This is a genomic window from Pseudomonas batumici (genome assembly GCF_036585405.1).
In the GTDB taxonomy this organism is placed as follows: Bacteria; Pseudomonadota; Gammaproteobacteria; order Pseudomonadales; family Pseudomonadaceae; genus Aquipseudomonas; species Aquipseudomonas batumici.
On sequence record NZ_CP144470.1, the window covers coordinates 294,005 to 307,999 of the forward strand.

1 protein-coding gene is annotated in these 13,995 nt (G+C 62.8%); it reads left to right on the forward strand.

What is annotated here, in order from left to right; genetic code table 11:
- The first annotated feature begins 115 nt into the window (after positions 1-115).
- Positions 116-13,987, forward strand: coding sequence for a filamentous hemagglutinin N-terminal domain-containing protein (locus tag NUH87_RS01415; protein WP_338524383.1), 13,872 nt, complete (start codon positions 116-118; stop codon positions 13,985-13,987).
- The last annotated feature ends 8 nt before the right edge of the window (positions 13,988-13,995 follow it).

A 13,995-nucleotide genomic window follows, 5' to 3' on the forward strand; every position in this document is an offset into this window, starting at 1 on the left:
ATTTCACGTTTGACAAATTGACGCCATGGAAATGCCACCCTAGTATCGCGGCCGGTTGATGGCATGGTGCCATCTTAAGGGCGCCTCGTCGCCTGCGTTGTGTCGAGAGCCCTACATGGACGTTCGTCAGTTTGCCTTCCTGGCTCGCCAGCCTTCTGCTGCCCTGAAAAACCGTGAGCACTTCTGCGGACTGCCCAAGCGCGGACTGGCCTTCATCCTGGCGAACGCGATGTTCTGGCAACCGTTGCTGGCCCAGGCGGACGGCATCGTGGTCAGTGCGCCGGGCACCACGCTGGGTCAGGCGGGCAATGGCGTACCCATCGTCAACATCGCCGCGCCGAATGCCCAAGGGCTGTCGCATAACCAGTTCCATGACTACAACGTCGGCGCCAACGGGGTCATCCTCAACAACGCCACGGCGCGGACCCAGTCGACACAACTGGGCGGGATCATCGTCGGCAACCCGAATTTCAGCGGTGCTGCGGCCAACGTCATCCTCAACGAAGTCAATGGCGGCAGCCCGAGCCAGTTGCGCGGTTACACCGAGGTGGCGGGGCAGTCGGCCCACGTCATCGTCGCCAACCCCTATGGCATCAGCTGCAATGGCTGCGGCTTCATCAACACCCCGCAAGCGACCCTGACCACCGGCAAGGCGGTGATCACCAACGGCCAGGTCACCGGCTATCAGGTCGACCAGGGCAGCGTGTCCATCGACGGCGCGGGGCTGAATGCCAACAACGTCGACCGCTTTGAAATCATCACCCGCGCGGCGGCGATCAACGCGCAGATCAATGCCAACCAACTGACGATCGTGGCCGGTCGCAACGACGTCGATGCCCAGAGCCTCAAGGCCACGGCGCGGGCCGACGATGGCAGTGCCAAGCCACAAGTGGCCATCGACTCCTCGGCCCTGGGCGGCATGTATGCCGGGGCGATCAAGCTGGTCGGTACCGAGGCCGGGGTCGGGGTCAAACTGGCCGGCAACCTGGCGGCCAGTGGCGGTGATATCCAGCTCGATGCCAACGGCCAACTGAGCCTGGCCCAGGCCACCGCCAGTGGCGCGGTCAACGTGAAGGCCGCGAGCCTCGATGCGCAAGGTCCGGTCTACGCCGGCAGCAGCTTGAGCGTGCAGACCACGGGGGATCTGACCAGCCGGAACAACCTGGCGGCCCGGGACAGCATCACCCTCAACAGCGGCGGCCAGTTGACCAACCTCGCGATCATCGAGGCCGGGGTCAATGCCGATAACACCCGCAACAGCAGCGGCGATGTCAGCGTCACCGCGCAGAACATCACCAATACCGGTCAGAGCGTGATCGCCAGTCGCGACCTGAGTGTCAGCGCCACGCAGGCCCTGGGCAACCAGGGCGGGACCTTGAGCGGGCAGCGGCAGGTCAGCGTGGCGGCGTCGACCCTGGACAACCAGAACAAAGGCCGGATCCTGAGCGCGACCAGCCTGGGCGTGGCCGCCGGGCAGCTGCTCAATACCCAGGGTGGGCTGATTCACAGCAATGGCTCCCTGAGCGCTAACCTGGGCGCGTTGAGCAACGGCCAGGCCGAAATCTCCAGCCTGGCCGACGTCAACCTGAATGTCGCCAGCCTGGACAACGTCGCCGGCCTGATCGCGGCCGGCAGCACCCTGAACATCAATGCCAGCGGAGCCTTCAACAACCAGGGCGGACGGCTGGCCGCGCCACAGAACCTGCAAGTCAACGCGGCGTGGCTGGACAACAGCCAGCAAGGTTCGATCGTCAGCCAGGGCAACCTGGGCCTGACGACCAACGGCGTGCTGGACAACCATCAATCCGGCCAGATCCAGAGCAATGGACTCGCTGTGATCAACAGCGCCAGCCTGGACAATCACCAATCCGGCCTGCTGAGCAGCGGCAGCACCCTGAGCCTGAGCAGCGGTCAGGTGAACAACAGCGAAAGCGGTCGTATCACCAGCGCCATGGCCCTGACCCTCAACTCCACCGGCCTGGACAATCACCAATCCGGCCAACTGAGCAGCGGCAGCGCCCTGAGTCTGAGCAGCGGCCTGGTGGACAACAGCCAAGGCGGGCACATCAGCAGTGCCACGAGCCTGACCGCCAGCGTCAGCGGCCTGGACCAGCACAGCCAGGGCCAGTTGAGCGGCACCACGGGCCTGACCCTCGACCTGAACCAGGGCCTGCTCAATAACCAGAACGCGCTGATCACCACCCCGGGCGCGCTGTTGCTCAAGAACCTCGCCACGGTGGTCAACCAGAACGGCGAAATCTCCAGCCATCAGGGTTTCACCCTGGCGGCCAACAGCCTGGACAACAGCGCCGGCGGCAAGGTGCTGAGCGATGCGGCCCTGGCCCTGTTGCTCAACCAGACCTTGAACAACGCCCAGGGCGTGCTGTCCGGCAACAGCCTGGCGATCCAGACGGCCAGCCTGCTCAACACGGGCGGGCGGGCCACAGCCCAGTCCGTGCTGGACCTGACTCTCGGCAGCCTGGACAACAGTGCTAGCGGTACGCTTTCCAGCCAGGGGCGCCTGAGCCTCGGCGCAACCGGGGCGCTGAGCAACCTGGGCGGGCAGATCAGCAGTGGGGCCGACCTGACCCTGAGCGGCGCCAGCCTCGACAACACGCAGGGCACGCTGACCAGCAATGCCGCGCTGACGGCAACCCTCGTCGGCCCATGGCTGAACCAGGGCGGGCTGGTGTCGTCGGTCGGTCCCTCGAGCCTCCAGAGTCTCGGCTTCGACAACCGGCTCAACGGCCGCGTCGTCAGCCAGGGCGGCCTGGGCCTGACGATCGGCGGGCCGCTGGATAACCGCGGCGGCAGCCTGAGCGCCGGCGACACCCTGAGCCTCGGCGCCAACCTGCTCGACAACCGTCAGGGCGGTAACCTGTACGCCAAGGGCAACCTGGGCCTGACCCTGAGCGACCAGTTGCTCAATGCCCAGGGCACCCTCAAGGGCGACGGCTCGATCCTGCTCAACACCGGCAGCCTGAACAACGACGGCGGCCAGTTTTCCAGCGTCCAGGGCATGACCCTCAACAGCCTTGGCAGCCTGAGCAACCTGGGCGGCAGCCTCACCAGCGGCGATACCCTCGACCTTAGCAGCGGCCAACTCAACAACGGTGCCGGTGGCAGCCTGTCCAGCGCCAAGGCGCTGACCGCGCGGGTCAGCGGTCTCGGCCAGCAGGGCGGCAAGCTGTTCAGCAGCAGTAGCCTGAGCCTGGACCTGGGCAACGGCCAACTCAACAACCAGAACGGCCTGATCAATGCCCGCGGCGCCTTGTCGTTAAACAACCTCAAGGACGTACTGAACAACAGCGGCGAAATCTCCAGCGACCTGGGCTTTACCCTGGCCGCCCACAGCCTGGACAACACCCAGGGCAAGGTCATCAGTCAGCAGGCCTTGCTCCTGCGCATCGACCAGGCGCTGAGCAACGTCAAGGGGCTGGTGACGGCCAACGGCCTGGACGTGCACGCCGCGAGCCTCGACAACGCCAATGGCACCTTCGGCAGCGATGCGGGCCTGGGCCTGACGGTGCTGGGCGCGGTCAGCAACCGTAACGGCACCCTGTCCAGCGCCGGGCAGGCGAGCCTCAAGGCGGCCAGCCTGGACAACACCGGCGGCCAACTGACCGGCGACCTGGGCTTGAGCATCGACCTCAGCGGCGCCCTGGACAACCATGCCGGCAACCTCGGTTCCGGCAAGGCCCTGCGCCTGAGCGCCGCCAGCCTGGACAACCGGGCGGCGGGCAGCCTGCTAGCGGTCGACGGCCCGCTCAGCGCGACCATCAGCGGCGCCTTCGACAACCGCGAGCAGGGCAAACTGCGCGCCGGCCAGGCCATCGACCTCAGTACCGGCAGCCTGGATAACCGTGGCGGCAGCCTGGCGGGCAAGGACCGACTGACCTTGCGCAGCGCCTCGGCCGACAACCGTGGCGGTGTGATTCAAGCCGACAGGGACTTGCAACTGCTGGTTGATCAACTGGACAACCGCGACAAGGGCAACCTGATCGGCCAGGCCGCCATCGGCTACGAAGGCACGCGCTTGGACAACAGCGGCGGCCTGCTCAGCGCGGTCGGCCCGGTCACCCTCAAGGCGCAGGAAGTCGCCAACGCCGCGGGCCGCATTGCCAGCCAGGGCGACCTCAGCGCCAACATCGACAGCCTGAGCCAGCAGGGCGGGGCATTGGTCGCTCAGGGCTCTTTGCTGCTGACCGGCAAGACCCTCGACAACCGCAACGGCGGTACGGTGGCCAGCACCCAGGCCCTGACCCTCAATGTCGGTCAGATCGACAACCGGTCCGGTGGACTGTTCAGCACCGCTGGCAGCGTCACGGTGAGCAGCCAGAGTTTGAACAACAGCGCGGGCCAACTCGGCAGTGGCGCGGCCTTGTCGATCACCAGTCTCGGCACCGTGCTCAACCAGGGCGGTTCGATCCTCGCGGATCAGGGCTTGACCCTGGCCAGTGCCAGCCTCGACAACAGCCAACAAGGCGTGATCAACGGCACAGGCGCGACCCACGTTACGACGGGCACCTTGGACAACAGCCAGGGCGGCCACCTGACCAGTGACGACAGCCTGGACCTCAGCGCCACCCAGGTCAGCAACGGCGCCTCCGGTCGTATCGCCAGTGCAAAGGCCCTGACCGCCAGCGTCAGCGGCCTCGACCAGCAAGGCGGCGAACTGTTCAGCAAGACCCGCCTGAGCCTGGACCTGCACAACGGCCAGTTGAACAACCAGCACGGCGTGATCAACGGCCCGCTGCTGGTGTTGAACAACCTCAACGGAGTGGCCAACCAGAACGGCGAAATCTCCAGCGCCCAGGCCTATACCCTGACCGCGCAAAGCCTGGATAACAGCAACGGCAAGCTGCTGAGCGAGCAGGGCCTGACCCTGCGCCTCGCGGATAGCCTGACCAACCTCAACGGCCTGATTTCCGCCGCGGCTCTCGACAGCCGCAGCGCCAGCCTGGACAACAGCCAGGGCCTGATCAGCAGCCGGGGCACGGTCGACCTGGGGGTGAGCAACACCTTCAGCAACCAGAACGGCACCCTGATCGGCGACGGTGCGCTGCTGTTGGCCGCCAACAGCCTGGACAACCGCAACGGTGCGGTGTCCGGCAAGGCCGACATGACGGCGAATATCGCCGGCCTGAACAACCAGAACGGCCAACTGATCGCCAGCGGCGCGCTGACCCTCAACGGCAGCACCCTGGATAACCGCCAGGGTGGTCTGGTGGGGGCGACAAAAGCGCTGAAACTCAACGTCGACCAGGTCGACAACCGCGGCGGCGAACTCTCCAGCAGCGCCGATCTGAGCCTGAGCGGCACACGGCTGGACAACAGCGCCGGCGGTAAGGTGCTGGCCGACACGGCGTTGGGCCTCAAGGTCGTCCAGGTCATCAACCAGAGCCTGGGCCAGTTGCGCAGCCAGGGCAGCGCCAACCTCAACGGCAGTACCTTGGACAACAGTGGCGGCACCCTGAGTGCCCAATCGGGCCTGGTCATCACCCTCGACAATGCCCTGACCAACCAACTGCAGGGTCTGATCAGCAGCGAAGGCAACCTCACGCTCAAGGTTGCCAGCCTGGACAACTCGACGGGCAGCCTGTCGAGCGCGGGAGCCTTGAGCCTCACCAGCGCAGGTGCACTGATCAACCAGGGCGGCCGGTTGGTCACCGACAACCAACTGACCCTGACCAGCGCCAGCCTCACCAATACCCAACAAGGCGTGATCAGCGCCAAGGGCGCGGTCAGCGTGACCACCGGGGCCTTCGACAACAGCAACGGCAGCCTGAGCAGCGCCGATAGCCTGAGCCTCAGCGCCGGGCAGGTCACCAACCAGGGCGGCAGCCTCGGCAGCGAAAAGGCCCTGACCGCCAGCGTCAGCGGCCTGGACCAGCAGGGCGGCAAGCTCTTCAGCCATACCGCACTGACACTGGACCTGAACCACGGTCAGTTGAACAATCAGAACGGCCTGATCAACGCGCCGTCGCTGGTGTTGAATAACCTCAAGGGCGTGAACAACCAGGGCGGTGAGCTCTCCAGTGCCCAGGCCTTCAGCCTGCTCGCCGACAGCCTGGACAACAGCAACGGCAAGCTGCTGAGCAACCAGGCGTTGACCCTGCGGGTGAACCAGGCCCTGAGCAACCTCAAGGGCCAGATCGCCGCCGCCGCGCTCGACGTGCAGGCTGCCAGCCTGGACAACAGCGGCGGGACCGTCACCAGTCGCAGCGACCTCAGCCTGAGCACCAGCGGTCTCCTGACCAACCAGAACCAGGGCCTGATCAACGCCGCGCAAACCCTGACCATCAGCAGCGCCGACCTGGACAACCAGGGTGGCACGCTGCTCGGCAGCCGCGCGCTGACCCTCAACGCCCTGGCCCTGAACAACAGCGCCAACGGCCTGATCAACAGCCAGGGTGGCTTGACCATCAGCGCCAGCAGCCTGGATTCCAGCAACGGCGGTGAAGTCTCGGCCAAGGGCGATATCGGCCTGAACCTTGGCGCCCTGACCCAGAACGGCGGGCGCCTGCTGGGCAGCCAGGCGCTCAGCCTGGACCTGGCCGGCGGCGACCTGGATAACCGCAACGGTCTGTTGAACGCCCAGGGCGCGTTGAGCCTCAACCGCCTGCGCGACCTGAACAACCAGAACGGCGAACTGTCGAGCAGCCAGAGTTTCAATCTCGCTGGCCGGACCCTGGACAACAGCGGCGGCAAGCTGATCAGCAATAACCAACTGGGCGTGACTGCCAACAGCCTCCTCAACCAGGGCGGCCTGATCTCCGGCTGGCAGGGTCTGGCCGTCAACGCTGGCAGTCTCGACAACCGTAACAGCGGCACCCTGTCCAGCCGCAACGGCAATCTCGCGGCGAGCGTCACGGGCGCGTTGCTCAACGGCCAAGCCGGGGCCTTGGTCAGCCAGAACAACCTGACCGTCAGCGCCGCCAGTCTGGATAACAGCGGCGGTATCCTGTCCAGCGGCGCGGCGCAGCAACTGACGATCAGCGGCCTGCTGAACAACGCAGCGGGCGGCTCCATCGACAGCGGCGCGGCCCTGACCTTGAACGCCCTGGCGCTGACCAACAGCGGCACGCTCAGCGCCCAGCAGGCCCTGAGCTTCACCGGCACCACCCTGGACAATAGCGGCGGCACCTTGACCGGCAATGGCGCAGTCACTCTCGACCTGCTGGGTGTCCTCACCAACACCAACGGCAAGCTGGCCAGTGGCGGGCCGCTGGTGGTCAGCCGCAGCAGCCAGCTCAACAACCAGGGCGGGCAACTGGTCAGCCAGGGGCTGTTGAGCCTGCTCAGCGGCGGCCTCGACAACCGCAATCGCGGCACCGTGGCGGCCAACGGCGCGTTGACCCTGACCACCGGTGGCGCCGTGCAGAACAGCGGCGACGGCCTGATCTACAGCCAGAACGGCGACGTCACCCTCAGCGCCGCCAGCCTCGCCAACGGCAAGGGCACCGTGCAAGGCCAGGGCGCGCTGAACCTGACGATCGCCGGCGATATCGACAACCAGAGCGGCAAGCTCATCGCCCAGAACGGCGACCTGCAGGTCAGCGCCGCCAACCTCGACAACCGCGGCGGCACCCTGGCCAGCGTCAAGGCGGCCCTGGAAGCACGGATCGTCGGCGTGCTGAAAAACGGCTACGACCTGAACAACAACCGCCAGGGCGGCATCACCCAGGCCCAGCGCCTGGACCTGCAAGCCTGGGGCGGAATCGACAACTACGGTGGGCGGATCTCGGCGCAAGGCGGCGATGCCGTCATCACCACCGCCGACTTCGACAACCGCAACGGCGGGCTGTACGCCAAGGGCCTGGTCCAGGTCAGCGGCAACAACTTCGACAACAGCGGCGACAACGACGGGCAGATCGCCGGGCAACGGATCGACCTCAGCCTCAACGGCGCCCTGAACAACCGCCTGGGGATTATCGAAAGCGACAGCACCCTGAGCGTGCGGGCCGCCAGCCTGGATAACCAGACCGGGCAATTGCGGGCGCTGGGCAGCAGCGGCAAGACCGACTTCCAGATCGGTGGGCTGTTCGACAACCGCAACGGCAAGCTGGAAACCGCCAACACCGATCTGACGCTCAATGCCGGCAGTTTCCTGAACCAGGGCGGCAGCCTGTTGCATGTGGGTAACGGCACCTTCGATATCGCCACGGCCAACATTACCAACGCGGGCGGCAGTTTGGTCACCCGAGGTGGGCTGACCTTGACCGCCGATAGCTGGACCAACAGCAGCGTGCTTCAGGTCGGTCGCTTGACGTTGAACATCAACAACCTGACCCAGACCGGCAGTGGGCAGCTATTGGCTACCGACAGCCTCACCGGCACCGGCGGCAACTGGAGCAACGATGGCTTGATCGCCAGCAGTGGCAGCCTTGCGTTGAACCTGTCGGGCGGTTACAGCGGCAACGGTAAGGTCAGCAGCCTGGGTAGCTTGGGCTTGAGCGCCGCGCAAATTGATCTGGGATCGACAGCGAGCGTCACGGCGGGCAACACAGGCGTGCTGAGCAGCAGCGGCAGTCTGACCAACAATGGTCGAGTGACGGCCATCGGCGACCTGACCGTCAACGCCGCGACGCTGACCAACCAGGGCACCCTGGGCAGTTCCGCGAATCTGCGGGTCAATGCCGACACGCTGCTCAACCAGAACGGCCTGATCTTCAGCGGCGGCGACATGGCGCTGCGTACCAATAACTTCACCAACCGTTATGCCGACGTCTACAGCCTTGGAAATATCAGCATTGCCAAGGATGACAACAACGGCGCGAGCGCTTCGATCAACAACATTTCCTCGACGATGGAAAGTGTCGGTGACCTGAGCCTGTCGGCTGACCATATCGAGAATCGCAAGGACGTCTTTCAAACGACCGGAGGGTTGGTTTCAGGGTATATCGGGGTGCGTTGTTACGCCTGTGACGAATTTGTCCAAGCCGTTGGCTATCAATACGACGGTTATCTGGTCTGGGTAGAAAACTACAAGTCACAGATCGTGCAGGACTCAGCCTCAGCCAGTATGACTGCCGGGAGAAACTTTCTCGCCAGCGGTCAAGAATTTATCAACCAGGCCTCGACGGTCAGCGCCGGTAACAACCTGACCGTGAACGCTCAGACGTTCACTAATCAAGGCGCCTCCGTAGGCGATTACAGCGTACGGCGCTCTTTCTTAACCGATGACCCTTACAGTGCGTCTTTCTGGGTGTCGGTGATGAACTACAACGCCGCCAATGACCCCATTTACACCGATCCATACGGGCGTAGCACCCTACATGAATGGAACGCTAACAATGTTGAGGCAATAGGCAGCGTATTACATTGGCAAGGCGGGCGTAACGGTTCTCCCTACACCTCATACGGCATCGTTCATGTAGACGATAACTACTACGGCGGAGATCTTGACCCACCACATTACAACCCGAATGAACCACGAGCCGCAGCCCCGGCCGTCGTTCAGAACGCGGCCTTCTTCGAAAACACCCTGACCTACAACACCCCATCGACCTATGCCAATGCCATCGTGCAGGCCGGTGGCGCGGTCAATATCACCGCTACACAAAACCTCACCAACAGTGTGGTCCGCCAGGGCGTCGCTCTGACTGGTGGAGCCTCACGAGTCGGTTCGACCCAGGTCAGCAGCTCGCCGGCGCCTACCGTGGTCAGCCTCAATGCTCAACTGAGCCCTGACCTGGCTCAGCAGCAGGTCAACCCGACCACCCTGCCGGGATTTAGCCTACCGAGCGGCCAGAACGGTCTGTTCCGGCTGAGCGGGCAGGGTGGCTCGGCTCAGCAGGCGAGTCAGGCCAATCTCGGTTCGCAAAATTGGAGCATGGGGGGCGCTGCGGTCAGTACCGCCCTGCGTCAACAAAGCCTGCCGCAAGTCCAGGCGCGCAACTTCCAGATCGGTGATATCTCGCAGGTTGCCACCAATAATCTGCAACTGACCCAGACCACTGGCAGTAGCGTCGGTGCCAGTGTCATCAATGCCTCCGTGCCTGTCGATACCGGTAGCAACCTTATCCAACTGCCGAGCTATAGCAGCAGCACCTCCGCCATCACCCAGCCAGGGGCGGTCCAGGTCGATGCCGCTCATCAGCCGGTGGCCGTGGTGGTTCCCGGTGTGACGACGACCTTGCCGGTGACTCAGCGCAACCCGCTGATTCCGGCGATCGCCCCGGTCGCCTTGGCTGGTGCGTCCACGAGCATATCGACCCTGGCCCGCGTCCAGGGCTTACCGGATATGTCGGTCAAGTCCAACCCGCAGAAGTACCTGGTCGAAACCAACCCGGTACTGACTGACCTCAAGCAATTCATGAGTTCGGACTACCTGCTGTCCAACCTGGGTTACAACCCGGATACCAGCGCCAAGCGCCTGGGTGATGGCTTCTATGAGCAGCGCCTGATCGACCAGGCGGTGGCGGCCCGGACGGGGCAACGTTTCATCGACGGCCAGACCTCGGACGACGCCCAGTTCAAATACCTGATGGATAACGCCATCAGCAGCCAGAAGCAGCTCAACCTCAGCTACGGTGTCGGCCTCACCAATGAGCAGGTCGCGGCCCTGACCCACGACATCGTCTGGATGGAAAAACAGGTGGTCAATGGTCAAGAGGTCATGGTGCCGGTGCTTTACCTGGCCCAGGCCAATAACCGTCTGGCCCCCAATGGCGCGTTGATCGAGGGCAACGATGTCGCCCTGATTGCCGGCCAGGACCTGAATAACGTCGGTACCTTGCGTGCCAGCAGCAACCTGTCCGCCATGGCCGGCAATAACCTGGTCAACAGCGGTCTGGTCGAAGCCGGCAATCGGCTGGACCTGCTGGCCGGCAACAACCTGACCAACACCGCCGGGGGCATCATTGCCGGGCGGGATGTGGCGTTGACAGCTGTCAGCGGCGATGTGCTCAACGAGCGTACGGTGACCACTTCCGCCGCCTCCGACGGCTATACGTCTACCAGCTACGCCTATGCCGACACGGCCGCGCGTATCGAGGCCGCAAACGATCTTACGGTCAAGGCCGGGCGTGACGTCAATAACGCCGGCAGTGTGCTGCAAGCCGGTCGCGACACCAGCATCACGGCGGGGCGTGATGTAAATCTGTTGGCTGTGCAGACGGATAGCAAATTCACCGGCGGTAAGAAATTCCTCACTGACAGCGTCACGCAATTGACCGACTTTGTTACCGCAGGTCGCGACCTCTCGATCAGCGCGGGGCGTGATCTCTCGGCCATTGCCAGCCAGATCGATGCTTCCCGTGACATCACCCTGTCCGCCAAGGAAAACCTGGTACTGGCTTCAGCGGCCAATGAAGGTCACTTCTACTCCAAGGACAGTGATAGCACCACGCAGGAGGACCATGTTGGCCAGGTGGCGACCAGCGTCAATGCGGGCGGTGGAGTGCGGCTCAGCGCCGGTCAGGACCTGGGCCTGATCGCCAGCAAGATCAGCGCCGGCGACGATGCGTATCTTGTGGCCGGCGGGAAACTGAATGTGCTGGCTGCACAGAACACCGATTACTCGCTGTACGACAAGAAAGATGACAGCGGTGGTTGGGGTGGCGGCAGCTCCCGGCATGATGAAGTCACCCAGCTCACCAACGTCGGCAGTGAGATCAAAGCCGGCGGTGATATCGGTCTGATCAGCGGCAGCGACCAGCGTTACCAGGTCGCCAAGCTGGACAGCAACAAGGACCTGACCTTGCAGAGCGGTGGAACCATCACCTTCGAAGGGGTGAAGGATCTGCACAAGGAGGACCACGCCAAGAGTGACAGCAGCTTTGCCTGGACCAGCATGAGCGGTAACGGCAGCACCGACGAAACTCTGAAGCAGACCGAGATGACTGCCAAAGGACAGGTTGTCATCAAGGCGGTCGATGGGCTGCATATCGACGTCAAGCAGATCGATCAGAAGACTGTCAGCCAGACCATCGATGCAATGGTCCAGGCTGACCCGCAACTGGCTTGGCTCAAGGATGCCGAGAAACGCGGGGATGTCGACTGGAAGCAGATCAAGGAACTGCACGACTCCTATGACTACAGCCATTCCGGCCTTGGGGCCGGGGCCATGCTGGCGATCATCATCATTGTCACGGTGCTGACGGCGGGGGCTGCCAGCAGTGCAGTAGGCACGATGGCTAGCGCGGAGGCCGGGTCTGGTACGGCCATGGCTGCGGCCACAACGGCTGACGCTGTTGCGGCTGGTGCTGAGTATACGGCTGCGGGTTGGGCCAACACGGCATTGAGTGCTGCCATGACCTCCATGGCCAGCAATGCTGCGGTCAGTTTTATCAACAATGGCGGAAATATCGGGGCAACGTTCAACGATGTGACCTCTTCCTCCAGCCTGAAAGGTTATGCATTAGCAGGGATCTCCGCCGGAGTCGGCAATTTGGTCCCTTACAATCCCGCGATATTCAGCGCGGAGACACTGGAAAAAGCGGCATTAACGTCAGCTGTCAATTCAGTCGCGAAAACCGCCATTGAAGGCGGAAGTTTGAAAGACAACCTGACCAGCTCGCTGGCTGGCGCGGCTATTAGCGTCGGAGGTGCCACTCTCTCGAACGATATCGGCGGGACCTCGTTCTCCAATGGTTCATTAACCAAGGTAGGCCTGCATGCAGTGCTCGGCGGTGTTCTCTCCGTTGCTCAAGGCGGTGATTTTAAAACCGGTGCATTAGCAGCGGGGGCCGATGAGGCTGCGGTTCAGACACTGGCCAGTCTGGTCATGCCAAATCCTGCCATGGCTGCTGCCGACGCCACACCGGATGAGCGCCGCAAGCTTGTCGCGCTTTCGGGGCTGGTGGGTGTACTTGCTGCATCGGCAACGGGCGGCAATGCGGCAATCGCCGCCTCTGTGGCTGAAAATACAACGCAGAACAATTTCCTGGGCCCTAACTCGTTAGCCCGTCTGGAGGCAGACCGCCAGGCACTGGAAAATGGAACCGCGACGGATCAGCAGGGTGCTGAATACCGGGCCTTCCAACAACAAGATCAGCGAAGCAACTATGTACAATGGAAACTTGACTCGGGATTACCGCTAACCAATGCAGAACGTGTTTTTCTGGCCGACTCTTATCAAGAATACTACGACGAAATGGCTACCCGGGTTGGCGCCGGGCTGGCTGGAGTAGCATTAGACAATTTGAAGCAGAACGGTGCCATCCAGTCATACGATTTCCCATTCGCCGGAACAGCAGAACAGAAGGCTGCATGGACGGCGGCTAATTCGCAGACACCTTTGGACTTCTTGAAGACTGCGTTTCGCTCACCCAGCGAAGACGAGAAGCTCTACAACAGCATCGGACACAGCGCACAGATAGCCAAAGCACAGGAGCAAGACGCTGAGATCGGGCAGATGGTTTTCCTACCTGTGGAGGAATTGCCGGGGATTGCGGCAGTAGGGGCAATTGGTTTGGGGAAGGCGGTGGGGGCTGGCAGCGCAGCTGGCCGTGCGCTACCCTCCACGATGGATTTGGGGACGTTTGGGGCGGATACAGCACTTGAGTTAGGAAGCGCTGGTGCAAAAGAGGCAGGTACTGCGCTAGAAACTACCAATCCTGTTGTTGTGAATGGTAGTCGGGCCATCGACAAGGCGCAGAGCTATGAAAGTGGTGTGCGCGGGATGTATGGGGATACTCCATTTGCTGAACGTCAATACACGGCGCTTGTCGATGGGCAACGTGTCAAAGGTGTCGCTGATGAAGTGGCAGTGATCGGCGGGAAACCCACAGCTATTGAAGCCAAATTTGTCGATGACTGGGCTAGTTCTATTCGAAACCCAGAAAGCCCGGCTGGCTCGAAGCCATGGTCGGTAGCTGAACAGACGAAAATGGTTGATCAGGCGAAGAAATACTCCTCTGGTTTCGATGGCGGTGCTATTTATCACACGAACAGCCCAGAACTAGCTAGTTACTATTCGAAGGTGTTTACCGACGCGGGTGTCACAAACTTTAAGTTTGTAATTACCCCGGCAACAAAGTGAGGTGTGAA

Bases quoted from the DNA above. Each gene is read 5' to 3' on its own strand.
- NUH87_RS01415 (WP_338524383.1), top strand. From the start codon at position 116: ATGGACGTTCGTCAGTTTGCCTTCCTGGCTCGCCAGCCTTCTGCTGCC.